The sequence below is a fragment of the Neolewinella agarilytica genome (assembly GCF_900110645.1).
In the GTDB taxonomy this organism is placed as follows: Bacteria; Bacteroidota; Bacteroidia; order Chitinophagales; family Saprospiraceae; genus Neolewinella; species Neolewinella agarilytica.
This window is the reverse complement of sequence record NZ_FOFB01000025.1, coordinates 48,503-68,153: the sequence shown is the minus strand read 5'-3', so window position 1 is coordinate 68,153 and position 19,651 is coordinate 48,503. Positions and strand designations below refer to the sequence as shown.

The window sequence follows — 19,651 nt, the reverse complement described above, 5'->3', positions numbered from 1 at the left end:
GCTTTGCGCCTCTCTCTTCACGGCGCTTCGCGCCTGGGCTCCCCGGATTGCGCCGCGACTCCGTCGGCGGCTCCATCCGGGGCTAAGGATGTTTGACCCCTACGGGGTCTGCACAAACGGTCATTCGAAGTAGGTCTCGTCAAACTCGATGCCGTGGGCGCGGAGGAGGCGACGGAGTTCTTCGGGGGAGGTTTCGCCGTGGTGATGCTCTTCCTGGATGGCTACGTAGTGGATCAGGTCCGTCAGCGCTTCAGGCTTGTACGTGAAGGCACTGTACCCGACCTGCCAGGCGGTGAAGCCGGGAAACAACTTCTCTTTTTTGATGACGGAGGAGCTGGCCAACTTCAAGTCTTTCACCACGCTGGCCAAGGCAACCGAAGGGTGAAGACTGCAAATGATGTGGAGGTGATCTTCGATGCCGCCGATCTGGTAGACGGTGCAGCGCTTATTCTCCAGTATTTTGCTCAAGTAGCGGAATAACTTTTCCCTGTTGGGTTTCGTCAGGCAAGGAACACGATGCTTAGTGGAAAAAACGATTTGGTAAACGGTACGGATGTAAGTTTTGCTCACGATTGAATTAGAATTAGTGAGCAACAAAGGAGCAGGACAGGGCTCGTTGTAGTCGTTCTTTAAGCGTATACTTACGTTTATATACGTATATAAACGCTTATTCCCTCGCTAAAGACCCCGTAGGGGGCCAACATCCTTAGCCCCGGATGGAGGCAGGGCGAAGCCCTGTCCGTAATCCGGGGAGCCCAGGCGCGAAGCGCCGTGTAATGTCACGTAATCCAGGCGCGAAGCGCCGTGAAGAGAGAAGCGCAAAGCGCCACGAATTCATCTTACGCCCCCTCACCCAAACCTCAAATCCCCCAAATAAGCCAATCTCTCCATCTCTGCCACCTCCAGGGAGGGAAAGCCAAACTCCCGCGCTACCCGGCCCCGAAGCCGGTAGACACCCGGCCCCTGAAAAGGAGACGTACTCAGGCTATCGGGGAAATGTACCGTATCTAGGTAATGACCATTTTCGTCCAGCCAGCAACCGAAGCTCATTCGCTCGCCCTTTACGGTGCGGACAATTTTATCGCAGACGAAGTAGGCCCTGATTGTCAGGTAGCTATGGTCGGTAGCCGTCGCCAGCGCCCCGGCCTGGCCGGGGCTCCCCCAGCCGTTGACGTGCTGGTGAGCTTTTGCCGGTAGGGCAGCCTCTTGCCCTGGAGCGGTGGTTTCGTTCGCTGGTTTAACCAGCGAGAAAGGGGAGCAAAGCGGAAAGCCCAGTAATTCCAGTTCATCGAAGGCCTGGTCGAGCTGCTCCGCACTCAGCTGATGGCCGGAACGATGATTGGGCGACAGATCGAGGTGAAAATATTGTTGAGGAGCGGCGAGCTCAAAAAGTTCATGGCTGGCCTCCCGCTTTGAACGTGGATTGAAAACAGCGTTCTTTTCCCAGAGTAACTCTGACTTTGTTTTACCAGTAAAGCGAAAGGCCCCCACCCGGATCATCAGGTCGAGTTGACTGCCATCCAGGTCCAGGCGGGCGCAACAGTCGGTGAGCGATTGAAAGGGGCCGTTGCGTTCACGCTCCGACAGGAGCTGGAATATGGTCCGCTCGGCAATGCTCTTTACGTGAATGAAGCCTAGATAAAGGTCTTTTCCCTGTAATTCCGTTAAATAGCGGCCACGGTTAACGCAGGGAGCATGGATGGTAGCTCCGGCCATACGGGCTTCATGGACGTAGAACTCTGTTTTGTAAAAGCCACCGAAGTTATTGATGACGCCGACGATGAATTCCAGTGGGTAATGGGCCTTCAGGTAGAGGCTCTGAAAGCTTTCCACGGCAAAGCTGGCGGAGTGTGCCTTGCAAAAGCTGTATCCGGAAAAACTCTCTACCTGCCGCCAGACCTCCTTTGCTTTTTCCGGGTCCCGACCCCGCACCTGCGCCCCCGCAAAAAACTTTTCTCTCAGACGATCAAAAGTATCCCCGTTGTGTTTCTTACCGCTCATGATGCGCCGCAGAACGTCACTTTCATCGAGGTCCAGGCCCGCAAAATGATGGACGATCTTCATCACATCCTCCTGGTACACCATAACGCCAAAGGTTTCGCCAAGGTGTTCCTTGAAAACAGGGTCAATGTATTCAAAGCTGTGGGGGTAGTGGTAGCGGCGAATGTATTCCTTCATCATGCCTGACTTCGCCACCCCCGGCCGGATAATGCTTGAGGCGGCGACCAGGTGGACGTAATTATCGCAGCCCAGTTTCGTCAGTAGCCCCCGCATGGCGGGGCTCTCGATGTAGAAACAGCCGATCGCCCGCCCGCTTTTAAGCATGGCCCTGACCTTCGGGTCGTTTTTCACTTTGTCCAGATCGTAGACGTCAACGGCTGCTCCCCTGTTGCGTTTTATCAGATCGACGGCGGAGCGAATATGGCCTAGCCCCCGCTGGCTCAGTACATCATATTTGTGCAGCCCCATGTCTTCTGCGTGGTACATGTCACAGTGGGCAACGGGGAAACCCTTTGGCATCAGTCGTTGCGCCGTATGGTAGTGAATGGGGCGTTCGGTAATGATGATGCCACCGGCATGGATACCCAGGTGATTGGGTAAGCCAATAATACCCACGGCAATTTTGAGCACCTCAGCGGCCTTCGGATCTGTTGCTGCACGGTCGTGTGGGCTACGGACGAGAAGGTCGATTTCTTCTTTCGGCAGGCCATACACTTTAGCTACTTCCCGGAGGGCTGCCCGTCCCTTGAAGGTGGAGTAGGTTGCTAAAAGGGCGGTGTGGTCCTGGCCATAACGCTTGAAGACGTAATCAATCACGTCGTCCCGCTCGTCCCAGCTAAAGTCAATATCAAAGTCCGGAGGACTGGCCCGGTAGGGGTTAATAAAGCGCTCGAAGTAAAGGTCCAGCTCAATGGGGTCTACGTCCGAAATGCCGATGGAAAAAGCGACGATGGAGTTTGCTCCGGAACCTCTGCCTACGTGTTGGTAGCCCGCTGCGCGGGCGTAGCGGACGATGTCGTGGGTAATCAGAAAATAGGAGCAAAAATCTTGTTTGCGGATTACGGCCAGTTCCCGCTCTACCCGTAGTCTGGCTCTCTGGAAACGAGCGCCCGCCGGATAGCGGCGGGTAACACCGGCCAGCGCAAGTTTTTCAAGGAGGGCATAATCCCCCGCTTTAGAGCCGGTAAAGGTCTGGCGGTTAATGCGTAAGCCCGTTGGGAAATCAGCCTCGCAGCTGTCGATAATGCGTTGGGTGTTGCGAAGAATATCCGGGTAAGACTTATAAAACTGGTGGAGGGTGTCCGGGGGGAGGAGGCGGTCACCGCGCTGGGCCAGGTCGCGGGGCGTAAGCTTGGTATGAACGGTGTTCAGGTCGATGGCCCGTAAAACCCGGTGGCGGGAGTAGTCCTCGTCGGTGATCGTAACAACGGGAGCCAATACGACCAGTTTGTGCTGATGGTGGCGCAGCTCGTGGCTAAAAAGCCGGTTGACGTGCTGGGGGCGAATGCCAAGGAGTTCGTTTTTTCTGAAATCCTGAATGGGCTTACAGAGCCTGGGGTAGATGATCCAGCAGTCAGGGAGGGGAGGGGGAACCGTCGGGAGAGGTTTTTTTTCTAAAGAATATTTGCTCAAAAAGGCACACAGTTCCCGCCAGCCTTCTGCATTCCTGGCCAGGCCAGTATAGAGCCATTGCCCGTCCCGCCAAAAAGAAATACCCAGTATAGGCTTGATGCCCGCTGCCCGGCAACGGGAGACAAATTCAACGGCACAACTGGTGCTATTAGCATCAGCTAAGGCCAGGCAACTGACGCCCCAGGCGGCAGCTTTGCTGACGAGCTGATCCGGCATAAGCACGCCAAAACGCAGGCTAAAAGCGGTGTGACAGGTCAGATGCATGCTTAAAACAAGTGACGAGACGGCCAGACATGAAGGGTTGGGCGACCACAAGAAACAAGTAGAGAATGGATAATGGGGTTGATCCACCAAAGTGGACCAAGTAGCAGTAAATTCATGTGTAGAGTAAGTTTTCAGGGATGAGAGTAATAGGAAAATAAACAGGTAGGGGCTAGCCCTTGACAAACATATTACGCTACAAAGTAATGCGATGTCTAAACAATAAACAAATTTTTTGTTTTATTATAATAGAATAAACTATTCGTGGTTTGTTAGGAAAATCCTAACTTAGCGTCGATATAGTGACTTCGCTTTCTTCTATTCGTCCCTCTTTACGAAAAATAAACATTGTCTTAGCAATTGTTGAGTCTGGTAACCATCAGGTTCGAGTTTGTTAAGTAAAGAATTGTCTTTTAGGACAAATGATTTGGTAGAGTAAGGATAATGGATATTAGCAGAGAAAATTTTCAGGCGGATTTCTTTTTGAGGTTATCAAGAAGATTTGAGTCTCGTACAGAAATGGTTTCAGAGATAGGAGAGATTCTTCACGTAGGAAGAGACGCAGTTTACCGGCGGTTACGTGGAGATACGGCTTTATCGGCCCAGGAACTTATCAACCTTTCCCGTCACTATAGGATAAGACTTGACGATGGCAGAACGGATCGCCCACAGATGTATTACCCCGCAGGGAATGAAGCGAAATTCCCCAGTGAGAAAGACTATTTTCTGAGCCTGGAAAAACAGATTGTCCTCGCAAAAACAATTCCAGGCGCAAGGGTCGATTATGCCACCTCGGAGTTGCCCTTGTTTTACGAACTGTATTCCCCGACCTTACTGGCCTACAAAACGTATCTGTTTGGTTTGACGACCTGGAACTTCGAAAAGTGGAAAGGGAAAAGTTTCAGTGTGGACCTGATTGATCCGGAGATATATGAAATTGCGGAGCGTTCCTTGAAAGCTGCCTATAGTTTCCCCTCCCGCGAGTTGTGGTCAATTGACATATTAGATGTTACTCTCAGGAGAATTGAACATGGGGTACAAACAGGTTATCTCAGTGCTCCACACCTGGTGGAAAGAATGTTTAGTGAGATAGAAGTTATCATTCAGCACATGGAAGATATGGTACGGGAAGGCAAGCGCTTTGTTCCTAGTGAAAAGCCCACTAAAGAAAGCCCCGATTTTCGGGTCTATCACAATGAACTGAGCAACACAAATAGCGTTGTAATAGTAGATTCAAAGCTGCAGTCTATTGTGTTTTCAACACTAATAACACCGAACTATCTGGTCACTTACGATGAACGCATCGTTAAACAGATGAAGTTATGGTTTAACAATCTTTTAGATAAAGCAAACGTACTTAGTGCCGATTCAGCTAAGTACACTACCACGTATTTTCATAACTTGCGCCGCAAGGTGGGCAATACGAAACAGCGAATTGAGGTTATGAACGTGCGATAATGCTAATTTGTACTAATATTAGCTTAAAATTAATTTGTTTTTTGCATTATTTGCTACGTTCTTGCAGCCTGAACAAGCTAAATTTGCGGTACCATTTAGTAGTTGAGATGTAACTCTTAATGAGTTTTGGCTACCGAATACTAAGAATAGGTTTATTTTTCATGAGAGACGCTGTGGACAGCACAGTCGTATAATCAGGCCCAAACGCGATTCGTTTGGGCCTTTTTTTGTTGTGGCAACTAATGTTAAGAAGTCTTTTAGCTGTTGGCTAACCGGATTTACGGGCTAATCGCCTTTCCCTCTATTTACGATTTCTGTTCACGCACTTATCTTTGGCAAATGAACCACGGTACTTCTAACCAACCACCACCTTGGCTTAAATACGCAGGCTGGGCTCCTGTGATGGCCTATTTTGCCATTAAGTATCTACTTTTCAGAGGGGAAATGACGGGGCAGCAGCAAATGCTGCTTTTTGGCGCCGTGATCTTAGCAGAAGTTGCTCTTTGGCAGTATCGAAAGCAGTTTCGGTCAACTCACAATTCAGATAATAATGGAACCGATTAACCCGAACAAGCCTTCCACGGGGCTGTTCATCTTGATGAGTGCTGTCTACTTTGGCGCCTACTTCGGCTTGAAGTACGGCGTTTTGGGCGGAGAGCTGCCGTGGATGTACAACCTGATACTGATTCTGGTCTGTCTGGGGCTGGCTTTATTACTACACCGGCGAGGACAGAAATCCTGAGCCACACTCTTTTCGATGATGAACAAAAACTCCCGCCGCCGCTTTCTGCGGCAAACCGTTACGGCCGCAACGGGCCTGGCTCTGGCCCCCGGGCTGGTGAGTTGCGGAGCTGGCAACACGGCTACTGCAAGCTCCTCTGCACCCGCGCGTGCGCCCGAAAAAGGCCGTAAGCTTAACGTAGCCTTGTTAGGTCTCGGAAGCTATGCCAAGGGACAAATTGCGCCTTCCCTGCAGTTTACCCGGCACTGTCAGTTGGCGGGCATCATTACCGGCAGCCCGGAAAAAATTCCGGAGTGGCAGGCGAAGCACGATATTCCGGACGAAAACGTCTACAGCTACGACAATATGGACGAGCTGGCGGATAACCCCAACATCGATGTCGTCTACGTCATCACTCCAACGGCTACGCACAAAGAATTTGCCGTCCGCGCCGCCAAAGCGGGTAAGCATGTCTGGTGCGAAAAGCCGATGGCCATGACGGTCGAAGACAGCCAGGCTATCATCGATGCCTGCAACGAAAATAATGTCCGCCTAAGCATCGGCTACCGGATGCTGCACGAACCAAATACTCAGGATTTTATCGCCCTGAGCAAAGAGAAAGCCTTCGGGGCTTTCACCGCCGCTACTTCCCTGGCTGGCTACGCCGGCAGTGACCCGCCCACTGATTACTGGCGCGGCCAACGCGCCATGGGGGGAGGGGCTCTCTACGATATGGGCGTGTATACCGTTAATGGCCTTCGCTACGGTCTGCAAATGGCGCCCGTGGCCGTCGTTAAAGCCATGCAACACCGCCCAACGGAAGTAGACGTTACGACGGAGTATACCCTGGAATTTCCCGGTGGGCTGCTGGCCGAAGGAAAAACCAGTGTGGTAACCAACTATAATCAGTTGCGCATCGAAGGCGAAAACGGCTGGCATGAGATGCAACCTATGCAGCCCTATGGAGGTGTAAAGGGACTGACGAGTGCCGGCACCGTGCTTGGGCCACCCATCGACGGAAAGCAACAGACTCTGCAAATGGATGATGACGCCCTGGCTATCATGAACAATACGCCAGTTTTGGCACCCGGAGAAATGGGCCGGGACGATATAGCCGTGATCCGGGCCATCATCGAAAGTGCGGAGACGGGGAAGAGAGTGGTCTTGTAGTTCGGTAGTCTGTAAGAGCTACCGCATTAGGGAAGTATTAGAACGGGATGACGCCTCTGGCATCGTAGGAAGAAATCAGTCTCCGTATTTTATCGTAATATTGTGTGTTAAACTGACGCATTAACGTGCGTTGTGGTTTAATTCCAAAGTTTCAACGCACTGACTATGTACTCCTCCTGGCGCTGGTATGGCCCGAATGATCCCATCCATATTGACGAAGTAAAAGCAACTGGCGCCAAGGGCGTCGTGACGGCCTTGCACCATGTGCCTAATGGCGAAGTATGGAGTCGTGCAGAAATTCGCCAGCGGATAACAGAGCTGGATGGCCTTCCCTGGTCGGTGGTGGAAAGTGTGCCGGTACACGAGCAGATTAAGCAGAACGGAGCGTCTGCCCAGGCCCTGCTGGAGAACTACAAAGCCTGTATTCGCCATCTGGCAGCAGAGGGCGTTACGACGGTTTGCTACAATTTTATGCCGGTACTGGATTGGACGCGGACGCGACTGGCCGTACCCGTCACTGGTGGTACAACGGTAGCGCTCTACGGCCTCGACCTGGCGGCCTTCGACCTCTACATTTTACAGCGGGAAGGAGCAGAGAAAGAGTATCCGGCAGACCTTTTGGCGCGCGCGCAGGTGCATTGGGAGTCTATGAGCAAGGCGGATAAAGAGGAAGTCACGGAGACGATGCTCAAAGGGCTTCCGGGCTCCGAGGAAAGCTTCACGATTGACACTTTTAAAACTGCAGTAGCTCCATACCTGGGTATCAGCCGGATGGACTTTAAGGATAACCTCCGCCGCTTCCTGGAAGCGGTAGTGCCCGTTGCCGAGGCCGAAGGCGTTAAGCTGACCATTCACCCCGATGATCCGCCGTGGCCCGTTGTCGGGCTGCCACGCATTGTCTCTCACCGGGATGATCTGGCGGAGCTGCTGGCCATGGTCGATACCAATGCTAACGGGCTCTGCCTGTGCACCGGCTCCCTCGGGGCCCGGGCGGATAATGACCTGCCCGCCATGGCCCGGGAGTTTGCTGACCGTATTCACTTCCTGCACCTTCGTAATGTTGTTAAGGCCCCCGACGGCACCTTCGCCGAAAGCGGCCACCTGGAGGGCGACGTCGATATGGCCGCCGTGATGGCTCCCCTGGTCGATAAAGATATTCCCTTTCGCCCCGATCATGGCTTCACGCTTCTCGACGACCGAAAGCGCCCCACCAACCCCGGTTACAGCCTCTATGGCCGTATGAAGGGGCTGGCAGAACTGGAAGGGCTGCGACGGGGGCTTTTGGGTAGGCGTTAGTTTGGTAGACGGTAGATACCCTGACCTCTACCGTCTACTATCTACCGCCTACCGTCTACCGCCTACCGCCTACCGACTACTATCTACCGTCTACCAAACCACCATCTACTCATGTCTTTCATCCAAGAAAACTGGCTTCTCGAAACCCCGCTCGCCCGTGAGCTGTACCACGATGTTGCGCGGGAGCAGCCCATCATCGATTACCACAATCATTTGATTCCGGAGCAGTTGGCGACGGATCACCACTTCGCCAACCTCCATGCCGCCTGGTTGGCCGGAGACCATTATAAATGGCGGGCCATGCGAATGCACGGGGTGGAAGAAAAACTGATTACCGGAGATGCTGAACCCCGGGATAAATTCAGAGCCTACGCTACAACGGTTCCCCACACGCTGCGAAATCCACTCTTTCACTGGAGCCATCTGGAGCTGAAGCGCTACTTCGGTATTGATGCCTTGCTCACGGCGGAGAACGCAGACTACGTTTACGACAAAGCCGGTGAAAAGCTGCGGAGCGAGAACGGCGGGACCTGGGGTTTGCTGGCCGGGCAGAACGTCCGCATGGTCTGCACCACGGATGACCCAACGGATGGCCTTGAACACCACGCTGCACTGGCGAAGACCGACTGTAAGACGAGAATGCTCCCCGGTTGGCGGCCGGATAAAGCGCTGTTGATCGACGCAGAAAACTGGCGGAAGTACATCGCTAAGCTGAGCGAAGTGAGTGGCGTCAGCATAGCTTCTTACGACGATTTACTGAGGGCACTAAGCAAGCGCCTTGATCATTTTGCGGCTCAGGGCTGTACCATTTCTGACCACGGACTTTCCTTCGTGCCCAATGTGGCCTATGACCCCGAGCTGGCGGCGGAGGTGTGTGGGCAAACCTTGCTTTCAGAAACCTTCCTGGCACCTGCGGTGAGCGCCCAAACTTTCACCTTTACCTTGTTGGTTGATCTGGCCCGGATGTACGCTAAACGCGGCTGGGTATTTCAGCTTCATCTCGGCGCTCTGCGCAACAATAACGAGCGCGGTCTGCGGGAACTCGGCCCCGATACTGGCTTCGACTCCATCGGTGATTTCCCGCAAGCAGCCGGTCTGAGCCGTCTGCTCAATACGCTGGATAACACCAGCGAACTACCCAAAACCATTCTCTATAACCTTAACCCTGCGGACAACGCCGTCTTCGCTACCATGATCGGCAACTTCGCCGGAGGCGGCATTCGCGGAAAGGTACAGTGGGGATCCGCCTGGTGGTTCCTTGATCAGTGGGACGGAATGACCGAGCAAATCAATACGCTCTCCAACATGGGCCTCCTGTCTACTTTCATCGGTATGCTGACGGACTCGCGCAGCTACCTCAGCTACCCCCGCCACGAATACTTTCGCCGCCTGCTCTGTAATCTCCTGGGCAACGACGCCGCCAAAGGCCGTATTCCCGGGGATAAGGCGATGTTGAGCGAATTGGTTGGCAACGTTTGTTATGGGAATGCTGCGGCATACTTTGGGGTAGAGTAGTAGTGACTTTAGCTGACTGCTAATGTCGATTCCCCCGCCAAAAAGCAACAAAAGACTGGCAAGCACTGGCACTCTGCTGGCAGCGGGGGCATCCACTCTTTCCCCATTCCGCTGCGCAACTGGCGCAGACTTCCACGCAGTGGCCCAGGTGATTGTGAGCCAATTCGTTTTTAGTCCCCAATAGCAGAATGGTAACTTCCAATGATACGATGACATCGGAGAGGCTTGTATGACAGGACTGAGTAGGGCTCGTGCTGTCAAAACAGTGGCGACAAACACCCAGGCAGGCACGGGCTTGCTGAAGACAGGACTGAGGCAAATCGAGAGCGGCTGATGTCATTATGCTTGTCTTTTTTACATAACGACTTTCTTATGGGAAAGATAGTTGGTTCGTATAACTAAATCATCCCATAATTAACATTACACCTAAGTCAAAGTGGTCTGGGTATAGCCGCCCGGATGGAGCTATACTTCAGTCGTGGCCGATTGTTCTCCCCGGATATTATTTCAGGACCTATCCCTGATTCCTAAGGTGCCAGGAGAGCGCTTTCGTCAGTTCGTACACCCCGTGGATGTTCTCTATTCCCTAAAACCGCCAGCGCCTGAAGGCTTCCATTGCTTCGTACTCTGTCAGACCCAACTGGTTGTACCGTCTGGCCGTCTCCCGGTTGCGCTGCTCCGCGCGCTGCCAGAACTCCCGGTCGTCCTCTCCCTGAAACATGACACCATCTTTTTGGCTCTGGTGGAAGAAAATGGCTTGTCTTTTTTTGTCTACTTCCTGAGGGCTAAGCGGTACGGCCATCTCAATTTCATGGATGGGCCATTCCTGCCAGGCGCCCCGGTAGAGCCAGAGCCAGGTGTCTTTGATGGCTTTGTCTCCCTTCAATCGCTTCAGAGATTCGAAGACGATGTCAAGGCAAACCCGGTGTGTACCGTGCGGGTCCGCCAGGTCACCGGCGGCGTAAATCTGGTGAGGGCGGACCTTTTTGATCAGCTCAATGGTTTTTTCGTAGTCGGCTTCGCCGGGAGGGTTTTTCTGGTTGTCGCCGGTCTCGTAAAAAGGCAGATCCAGGTGGTGGATCTGATCATCCGGCAGGCCGCAGAAACGCGCGCCGGCCCGGGCTTCGCCCCGGCGGATGAGCCCCTTGATGTTGAGTACTTCCTTGTGGGGTTTCTCTGATCGCTTTTGTTTGCGCAGCCGTTTGATGACCTGGTCCAGTTTCGGGTTTTCAACCTTAGCATGTTGGTTGAGTTGCTGGCTGAACTCAGCGAAGCGCAAAGCGTCGGCATCAGACACCGCAATGTTCCCGCTGGTTTGGTAGGCAACGTGTACTTCGTGCCCCTGGTCTACAAGCCGCAGAAAAGTGCCGCCCATACTGATCACGTCATCATCCGGGTGCGGGCTGAAGAGAATAACCCGTTTATGCTTCGGCTGCGGGCGCTCCGGCCGGTTCTGTCCTTCCGTTTTTTCTTTGCCTCCCGGCCACCCGGTGATGGTGTGCTGCAGGGCGTTGTACATCTGAATATTGAGCTCGTAGGCGGAACCTTCCCGGGCGAGCAAGTCAGACATGCCGTGGTTGTTATAGTCCCGTTCGGTAAGCTTAAGGATGGGCTTTTCTACGTAGCTGCTGAGCCAGACGATGGCTTTACGCTTCAGGTCTTCGTCCCAGTTGACGGGCCCAACCAACCAGGGCGTCTTAAAGCGCCGCAGTTCAGAACAGGCTTCCTGATCGAGCAGGACGGTGAGGTTGTCGTGGTCCTGCAGGAAAGAGGCCGGAACGACGGAGGTGCGCTCGCCTTCGACGGCCGTCTGAACGATCTCCGCCTTTTTGTGGCCCCAGGCCACCAGTACCACCCGCTTAGCCTTCCGAATGGTGTTGATGCCCATCGTGATGGCTCGCGTCGGCACGTTGTTCATACCCTGGAAGGCAGGGGCGGCGTCTACCCGCGTAAGATGATCGAGGGTAATGAGCCGGGTGAGGCTGCGGGAGTTGGAGCCTGGCTCATTAAACCCTACGTGGCCGGTTCTGCCAATGCCAAGCAGCTGGAAATCGAGTCCGCCATGATCATCGATCATTTTTTCGTACTGCATACAGTGGCTGTAAACATCCGCCAGCTCAATCATGCCGTCGGGGATATGGATGTTCTCCGGCGTGATGTCTACGTGTTTGAATAGGTTCTCCTGCATGAAGTGCCAGTAGGACTGGATGTCGCTCCGCTCCATGGGGTAATATTCATCCAGGTTGAAAGTGACGACGTTGCGGAAGCTCAGGTTTTCTTTTTCGTGTAGCCGAACGAGCTCTTTGTAGACTCCGATGGGGGAGGAACCGGTCGCCAGCCCGAGTACGCACTGTTTTTTCTGGTAAGCGCGTGCCCGGATCAGGTCCGCAATTTCGCGGGCTACGGCAATGGAGGCATTGTCGCTTTCGGAAAACACCTCTACGTGCATCTTTTCGTAGCGGGTGAGGTCCGTGCTGCCAACGTGACGGTAGGAAATATCGGCGTCGGGAGAGTTGTGAATGCTAAGCAGATCGATCATAAGTCAGTAAAATCAACAGTTAGCGAGTCAAGTTAGTAAAATCCTGCAATCTTCAAAATGTCAGTACCAATCCGCCACTCCCCGCACCATCTCCGTAGCTACCGCCTACGGATAGTCTGGTCCGGTGCTTTCGCTGCCAGTTTTTATGTATTTGCGGGGTCATGATACCGAAGAAAGCACCGACGGCCAGGCCAGCTACGGAGTCAGAGGGAAAGTGCTTCAGGGCTCGTACCCGCTGTACGCCAGCGAAGATAGGGGGGATGCTGGCCAGGCCGAAGGCCAGCGCCCGTTGGCCGCCCGTCCACTGCGGGTTATAGTCAGACAGAACTTTGGCGAAGAAGAAAGTACCCACGGCCGTCGTGCTCACGTGGCCACTGAAAAAGCTGTTCCGGCTATTTCCCTGGCTCCTTAGCCCGAAGTCCACCTCAGGGTAGTAAGCCACTGGCCGGATCCGGTCATTGAAGGTTGGCCCAAGAGGAGTCCAGGCGTAGGTATTCCCCGAAAGCGCATGGGCTTCGATATACAGCGTTGTGATATCCAACCAGTCTTTCCGGAACTTTTTATGCGTGAATAGCGTCAGCGGAAGAAGGATGGAGGCATTGAAGATATAATCGCTTACTTCCTCGGAGGCTTCCCGCTTTTCGGGGTCACGGCTAAGGCCGTAGCGATCAAAGCCCGGAACGTCGTCCCGGTTAAGGGCGTTTAATTCGTCGAGTGTAAAGCCTTCTTTTTCCCGTAACCGGTCGATGCCAATAGTAGAAATGAGCATGCCTCCGACGCCGACCCCTCCACTAACCCAGGGGTTAACGCGGTAGACTTTTTCGGTCTTGGGGTCATAAGTGTCTTCGTCGGTCTTCTGCGCAAATAGACTAATGGGGAGCAGGGCTGCGAGTACTGCGAAGGGAAATACTTTCATCTTGTAGCTGTGTTGTCTACCCAACGTAACCCAAGATGAGATGGTTCGTAGGGCGCTACCGCAGGTGCAAAGGGAGGTTGTAAAGGGCTAACGCATACTCGCTACCGGACCCTAACCGCGCAGCAGCCCCAAAGGGAAAGGAACATTTTACCCCTCGCTCCGCTCCGGAAAAGGTACGCTTCGAAGTCCTGGACTGTCCTTTTCAGGGTCCCGAAGGCGCTCAACCATGGAGCCGGAGGCGAAATTACAGAGTTCCTTTCAGCGTCCGGCGAGTCTGAACACGCACAGGAGTACATGTGATGGCCGGGCTAAAAAATCAGGGAAAATCCGGCTCCCGCTGCTCCGTTGCCGTAGACCGGCCGAAGCATCATCTTGCTCTTGTGGCGGCGCTCCCACCAGCGGTGGAGCTCCGGCACAAGGATGCCGCTGATGGCCCCGACACCGAGGCCGATGGCCACGTCAGTAGGGTAGTGCTTCAGGCCGCGAACGCGCATCCAGCCACCAACAAGTGAAGGGATCGAAGCACCGGTGTATAACAGTACGCGCTGGCCACCAGTGAACTGCGGGTTGTGATCGTCGATCATCTTGGCCGTAAAGTAAAAGCCGGTAGACATCGTGCTCACGTGGCCGCTAAAAACACTGTTGCGCTGGTTACCGTCAGTGCGGGACTCAAGCTCCGCCTCATCGTAGTATACCCTGGGGCGATACCGATCAATACTCGTAGGGCCAAAGGGAGCGAAGCCGTAGAAAAGCCCCTGGGTTACCTGTGCTTCGAAATACATCAGGCTGATGTCTAGCCAGTTCTTACGGTACTTCTTCCAAATGAAGAGGGAGAAAGGGGCGAATTGCCCAAAGCCAAAGAGATTGTCGGAGTTGATGATGGCCTGCTTATGCTTGTCAAAATCCTGCCGCAGGGCGATGCGGTCGATGCCGGGGACATCGTCCGGATTGCGGTTGGCGATCTCCAGGGGAGTAAGCCCGGGCTTATCCTGTAACTTTTTCAGGCGGGTCTGGCTACCCCACGCCCCGAGCGCAATGACGGGCACACTCACCCAGGGGTTGACGGCGTATTGATCGTGAATGTCGAAGTCTGTCGTCCGGGTAGTGTCCGTGTACTGAGCGAAGAGACTGCTTGTGGTAAACGCCACAAGGAAGAAGAGGGGGTAAAATAGTTTCATATAGTTTGTTTTGCACTCGCCCGCTTCTAACGGGCCGGAGAACCTTTTGTTCCCTGTTAATAGTACCGGAAGGAATTGTCAACAGGCTGTGAATAAGGCACTTTGTTCATGCATTCCTGTGAAAACCCGCATCTTAAGCTAAAATCAATACTGATGAGATTAATCCGATGTTTTACGCTCCTTGCGCTCTTAACCCTTCTCTGCACCTGCGACAGCGCCACATCCTCCGAAATGGCCAGAGACGCCGGGATGGCGATGGAGTCACCCACGATCATGGAGGAGATGCAATTTGATGGAGATGATAGCGATGGAATGGTAAGTAACCTGACGGTGGAATCTTCACCTGACGTTTCCCCGGAAAAGGCCTCGACTGCTCCCAAAATCATCTACACCGCCAGCGCCCGCGCCCGTGTGGAACAGCTGGATACGGCGCTGGCCATCGTAAGCCGCACGGTAGCTGAAGCGGGGGGCTATCTGGCCAGTCAGCACCGCCGGAACTCTTCCTACGAGCATACGGTGACCATGGAGATTCGTCTGCCGGCAGATCACCTTAGCAGCACGCTGGAGCTTTTGCCCCTGATTGCTCAGGACATCGACTATCAAAACCTGGACAGCCGCGACGTAACCGCCCAGTGGCTTGACCTTGAATCTCGCCTGCAAACCAAACGCGACGTTCGGGATCGTTACATCGATGTTCTGCGTAACCGCGCCCAGAAAGTGGAGGATATTCTTAATGCGGAAGACAAAATCCGCGTCATTACCGAAGAGATCGAATCAAAAGAAGGGCAGCTGCGCTATCTCCGCGATCAGGTTAGCCTTTCGACGCTGACCCTGGAACTTTACGAGACACAGGAGTACCGGGACACGGGAGATAGCTACCGGCGTAGTTTCGGTAATAAGTTGTTGTCGAGCCTGGCCTTCGGCTGGGAAATGATCCAGGAGTTGGTGCTGGGCCTTGTTGCCATCTGGCCTTTGTTACTGATTGGTGGAGTAGCGTTTTGGGGCTTTCGGCGGTGGCGACGGAAGGGGCGGGGATAGGTTCGCTGCTTGCCCTGGGGTTTTCTCACGCAGAAGGACGCGGAAGGGAGGAGAGGACGCAGAAGGGAAAGGCAGGGGAGGGGAGTGCTTTGTTATTGTAATTCCCTCCTTCAATAATTCTCTCCTGTTCTCGATTTTGCCTAGCTTGCCTTTGCCCAAGCCAACCACCCATAAGCACACAATATGTACAGTACGATTACAGCCGGCGTTGCCGGCACCGGATTCATCGGCCCCGTTCACGTAGAAGGCCTTCGCCGCCTGGGCGTCCGGGTTAAGGGGATTTCGAGCGCTACGCTTGAGTTAGCAGAAGAAGCCCGCCAACAGCTCAACCTGGAGCACGCTTACCCTGATTTTGACGCTATGTTAGCTGACGATGAGCTCAACGTCATTCACCTGGCGGTGCCCAACGTTTTGCACTACCCGATGGTGAAGCAAGTCCTTGCCGCCGGAAAACACGTCATGTGCGAAAAGCCACTGGCCATGACCTCTGAGCAGGGTATCGAACTGGTCGAACTGGCCAAAAAGAGCGGCCTGAAGGCCGGCGTCAACTACAACCTTCGCTTCTACCCCATGAACCTGGAGGTGAAAAAGCGACTGGAAGAAGGCGATGCAAAAATCTTCTCCGTTGTGGGGGGCTACCAACAGGACTGGCTACTCTACGATACGGACTACAACTGGCGCGTACTGGCCGATCAGGGCGGCGCCCTGCGTGCCGTGTCCGACATCGGAACGCACTGGCTGGACCTGGTCCACTTTACCACCGGTCTCGAGGTGGAAGCCATCCTGGCGGACCTGACGACGGTGCACAAGACCCGCCGCCGGCCCAAAGGCGAAGTAAGCTCCTTCAATAACGAGGTGCTACGCGACGAGGACCTGGAAACCATCGACATCACCACTGATGACTGCGCCAGTATCCTCCTTAAGTTTAAGGGGGGCGCTAAGGGCCAACTCTTTGTCACCCAGGTCAGCGCCGGGCACAAAAACCGCCTGACTTACGACATTGCCACCTCCGACGCTGCCTACGAGTTCAACAGCGAACGCCCGAACGAACTCCTCATCGGTCGTCGAGACCAAGCCAGCGAATTCCTGCTGAAAGACCCAGCCCTACTGCAGGGCCTGCCAGCACCTTTCGTAAACTACCCCGGTGGCCATAACGAGGGCTTCCCCGATACCTTTAAGCAATGCTTCCGGGCCTTCTACGATGCCATCCTCGCCGGCGATGCCGCCGATGACGAGCACACCCTCTACGCCAACTTCGAAGATGGCCTGCGGGAGCTTGTCATCTGCGATGCCATCATCAAAAGTGATGCGGAAGAGCGGTGGGTGTATCTGTAGGCGGTAGTAATGTCCATTTGGTGATATACACGATGGTAACCGCGTGAGACAGGGCAATCGGTTTTAGTGCTTATGGCCTTTTGAGCTTGCCGAAGGGCGCACCGAAGGCCTGATTTGTCTAAAAGTGATTGCCCTGCCGCGTGCAACGTTCCCTCGAAAAAATACGTTATCTTAGCAATATGACTGTGCAAAATTTGCCCATTCCGGTATTGGATGAAACGGAACTGATCCTGAATCAGCACACCTGGACGTTGGAGCAGTACGAAATGATGATTGAGTCAGGAGTGCTGGGGGACACAGATAAGGTAGAGTTGCTTTTTGGAAAAATTGTTGATATGAGTCCGATTGGTGCGTCACATTCTTTTGTGTTGCAAGAGATGAATTACTTCATGATAACGAATTATGGAAAGAAGTACATCTGCCGCCAGGAGCAACCCGTAGCCTTTCCACTTCACAGTATGCCTGAGCCAGATTACGTGCTGGCCCGTAAAATGAAGCATCGGTTTCGCAAAAAAAGACCGCAGCCAGAAGACGTCAGACTGATCGTCGAAGTAGCCGATTCTACGCTAGGCCGCGATCGTGGTCCAAAAGCTAAGCTCTACGCCTCTTACGGAATCCAGGAGTACTGGATCATCAATCTGATTGACCATCACCTGGAACTGCATACCGAACCCACCGAAAAGGAGGGGTACGAAAGCATTGTGTTCTTCTCTCGTGATGAAACGTTCGATAGCCCGCTATTGGGCTCGTTTGCAGTTGGCAACGTGCTGCCACGGTCTAAGTGGGAAGAGGAATAAACGGAGCTTTACGCTAAGCGAGTATCCGCTCCAATATCCGCACCGTAATCAAGTATGCCGGCTTTACGCCATCAACTCCCAGCGAGCCGGAGGCGAGCGTATGACCGGTCACCAGCGGATTATCACTGGCGTAGTAGGCATAGCGGAGCTTTAGGTCAGGGTTGACGGACTTGCGGATATGCGTAGCGGCCTGGATGGCTTTCTGATAGTGCGCGCCTTCCATTTCCAGGCCCGAAGCTTTCCAGCTGCTGGTGAGGAAGTAATCCAGAATCGGAATGTTCTGCAAGCTGGTGCCCAACACGGTAACCATGGGGCCGGCGTATACATCGAGGCCTTCGTCGGTAAAATCTTCGACGGTAAAGTCGTTTTTGAACGGGTAGTTATCCGCCGTACCTTCAAAGATGTGCGCATCGGGCACCATGATGTCGCCCTTTTTCCCTTCCAGAATACCGGCTTTACCCATCACGTTAATGCTTTCAACGGGCATGTCGTAGACTCTGCCCGTGGTAAGATCATGGTAGGGGCGCAGGAGCTCATCCATCGCCTCGTAAGCTTGCTCGCCGAAGGGGTAATCCATCACGAGCAAGACGGGGGCCTGATCGGGGTTTTTCGCGGGGCTGAAGTTTAGCTCCGGAGCGATGACCTTGGGGTCAAAGGCCGCGGTGTCAAAGAGTTGAACGCCCAGGTTGGTGCCGCTTTGGTCCGCTACGTCGATTAAGCCGTTTTCCCGGGCTACCTTAAACACTTCGGGGCGCAAATGCTTGAATTCCTGCTGGCTCATGGCTCTGGCGAATTCAAAGAGGCCCTTATGCTTTTTTAGTTTTGGAGATAAGGCTGCGGCACCGAACAGGCTGTTCGCCACGCTGTGTAAGTTGGCGCTGATAATGTGAATGGGGCGCTCGATCAGCTTATGCTTCAGCAAGGCCGCTTTAATGTTGAGCGCCCACTGCTCTCCATAGTAGTGGTGCCCGGTATACTCCCGGAGGGTGTTGCTGAAGGAAATTTCCCGGTCGTGGTCGTGCTCGGATTCTTCTTTGGCCAGGCGACCAAGCCAGTAGGTGATGTGGAAGAGTGAGTTCACCTCATCGACGGCGGCGAAGCGCTCGCAGGCGTTGACGACCTCATCATAGGTGCGGCCCAGTAACGTGCTCAGATAAGTGTAGGCCGTCTCCACCTTGGCGGGGCTGTTTTTCTTTTTGTTCAGTACAATGTCTTCCAGTAGCCCCCATTCCCGTTTAGGGCGATCTTTGCTGTCAAGGCTGTTCTGGTAAATCTTATTGGCCTCGGCGTAGAGAAAGGTGAGGTGGGTCAGAATATCATAGATGTCAGAGCGCCCCCGCGTCATCTCGATGTACATCTCATTATCATCAATGCGATAGGCAGAGCGACGGCGCGCAGGTGCAATGATGGGCTCGAAGTGGCTGTTTTCATAGCCTTCCCGGGTAATGAGTTTCACGAAGCGGCATTCTTCAATCCCCTTCGGCAGCCGGGTAAAAATGTAGTGCAGGCCGTTGAGCTCTACCTTCTCGTCGTCAGCAATAGAACCGTAGATTTCCGGACGTAGCACCATCAGGTTATCCATCAGCGTCTTACCGCTCATGCCACCGGGCTTGTAGCTGCCACGAATCAGCAAGTGACGCATAGCAATGTAAAGACGTTGAACGGCGGTACGGGATTCTTGAGCGCGGGTACGGGACATATGTAGACGGTAGTTTGGTAGACGGTAGACAGTAGAAGGGTAGAGCGGTAGTTTTGTAGACGGTAGACAGTAGGATGCCTTATCTCTGAGGATTC

The 19,651-nt window shown here is 53.7% G+C and carries 15 protein-coding genes; 9 read left to right on the top strand and 6 right to left on the bottom strand.

Annotated features, from left to right (window positions below; all coding sequences use genetic code 11):
* Positions 1 to 120: 120 nt before the first annotated feature.
* On the bottom strand, positions 121 to 570 hold the full coding sequence (tnpA, locus tag BM123_RS18940; protein ID WP_090171825.1) for an IS200/IS605 family transposase: 450 nt from the start codon (positions 568 to 570) through the stop codon (positions 121 to 123).
* Between the two features lie 279 nt (positions 571 to 849).
* Positions 850 to 3,897 carry a DNA polymerase III subunit alpha gene (locus BM123_RS18935; protein WP_090171823.1) on the bottom strand — a complete coding sequence of 1,016 codons (3,048 nt, stop codon included), beginning with the start codon at positions 3,895 to 3,897 and terminating at the stop codon, positions 850 to 852.
* A 441-nt stretch (positions 3,898 to 4,338) separates the two neighbouring features.
* Here BM123_RS18935 and BM123_RS18930 point away from each other — a divergent pair, with 441 nt between their 5' ends.
* The 6 genes from BM123_RS18930 to uxaC all read left to right on the top strand — a co-directional run bounded on the left by BM123_RS18930 (position 4,339) and on the right by uxaC (position 10,054).
* Positions 4,339 to 5,352: a hypothetical protein gene (locus BM123_RS18930; RefSeq protein ID WP_090171821.1), complete on the top strand. Its 1,014-nt coding sequence runs from the start codon at positions 4,339 to 4,341 to the stop codon at positions 5,350 to 5,352.
* 339 nt (positions 5,353 to 5,691) lie between these two features.
* Entirely contained in the window at positions 5,692 to 5,916 is a 225-nt protein-coding gene (locus BM123_RS18925; RefSeq protein WP_139211954.1) for a hypothetical protein, read from the top strand.
* Entirely contained in the window at positions 5,903 to 6,094 is a 192-nt protein-coding gene (locus BM123_RS18920; RefSeq protein ID WP_090171818.1) for a hypothetical protein, read from the top strand. The genes BM123_RS18925 and BM123_RS18920 overlap by 14 nt, the downstream gene beginning before the upstream one ends.
* 15 nt (positions 6,095 to 6,109) lie before the next feature.
* On the top strand, positions 6,110 to 7,243 hold the full coding sequence (locus BM123_RS18915) for a Gfo/Idh/MocA family protein (protein ID WP_090171817.1): 1,134 nt from the start codon (positions 6,110 to 6,112) through the stop codon (positions 7,241 to 7,243).
* Between the two features lie 165 nt (positions 7,244 to 7,408).
* A complete protein-coding gene (uxuA, locus tag BM123_RS18910) occupies positions 7,409 to 8,539 on the top strand; it encodes a mannonate dehydratase (RefSeq protein WP_090171814.1) in 1,131 nt (376 codons plus the stop codon).
* A 111-nt stretch (positions 8,540 to 8,650) separates the two neighbouring features.
* Positions 8,651 to 10,054 (top strand): glucuronate isomerase, encoded by a 1,404-nt coding sequence (gene uxaC / locus BM123_RS18905; protein ID WP_090171811.1) that lies wholly within the window; start codon positions 8,651 to 8,653, stop codon positions 10,052 to 10,054.
* Positions 10,055 to 10,640: 586 nt separating this feature from the next.
* On the opposite strand, the gene nagB is transcribed toward uxaC, so the two are convergent.
* The 3 genes from nagB to BM123_RS18890 form a co-directional block, all read right to left on the bottom strand.
* Positions 10,641 to 12,593: a glucosamine-6-phosphate deaminase gene (gene nagB / locus BM123_RS18900; protein WP_090171809.1), complete on the bottom strand. Its 1,953-nt coding sequence runs from the start codon at positions 12,591 to 12,593 to the stop codon at positions 10,641 to 10,643.
* 52 nt (positions 12,594 to 12,645) lie between these two features.
* A complete protein-coding gene (locus BM123_RS18895) occupies positions 12,646 to 13,509 on the bottom strand; it encodes a phosphatase PAP2 family protein (RefSeq protein WP_090171807.1) in 864 nt (287 codons plus the stop codon).
* A gap of 308 nt (positions 13,510 to 13,817) precedes the next feature.
* Positions 13,818 to 14,687 carry a phosphatase PAP2 family protein gene (locus tag BM123_RS18890; RefSeq protein ID WP_090171805.1) on the bottom strand — a complete coding sequence of 290 codons (870 nt, stop codon included), beginning with the start codon at positions 14,685 to 14,687 and terminating at the stop codon, positions 13,818 to 13,820.
* 153 nt (positions 14,688 to 14,840) lie between these two features.
* On the opposite strand from BM123_RS18890, the gene BM123_RS18885 reads away from it, so the two are divergent.
* From BM123_RS18885 to BM123_RS18875, 3 genes are all read left to right on the top strand, one after another.
* Positions 14,841 to 15,725: a DUF4349 domain-containing protein gene (locus BM123_RS18885; protein ID WP_175489463.1), complete on the top strand. Its 885-nt coding sequence runs from the start codon at positions 14,841 to 14,843 to the stop codon at positions 15,723 to 15,725.
* A gap of 183 nt (positions 15,726 to 15,908) precedes the next feature.
* Complete coding sequence (locus tag BM123_RS18880; protein ID WP_090171801.1) at positions 15,909 to 17,060, top strand: Gfo/Idh/MocA family protein; 1,152 nt, start codon at positions 15,909 to 15,911, stop codon at positions 17,058 to 17,060.
* Between the two features lie 179 nt (positions 17,061 to 17,239).
* Positions 17,240 to 17,857: a Uma2 family endonuclease gene (locus tag BM123_RS18875; protein ID WP_090171799.1), complete on the top strand. Its 618-nt coding sequence runs from the start codon at positions 17,240 to 17,242 to the stop codon at positions 17,855 to 17,857.
* A gap of 13 nt (positions 17,858 to 17,870) precedes the next feature.
* Here BM123_RS18875 and BM123_RS18870 read toward each other — a convergent pair whose 3' ends face one another.
* Positions 17,871 to 19,556 (bottom strand): DUF6909 family protein, encoded by a 1,686-nt coding sequence (locus BM123_RS18870; RefSeq protein WP_090171797.1) that lies wholly within the window; start codon positions 19,554 to 19,556, stop codon positions 17,871 to 17,873.
* Between the last annotated feature and the right edge of the window lie 95 nt (positions 19,557 to 19,651).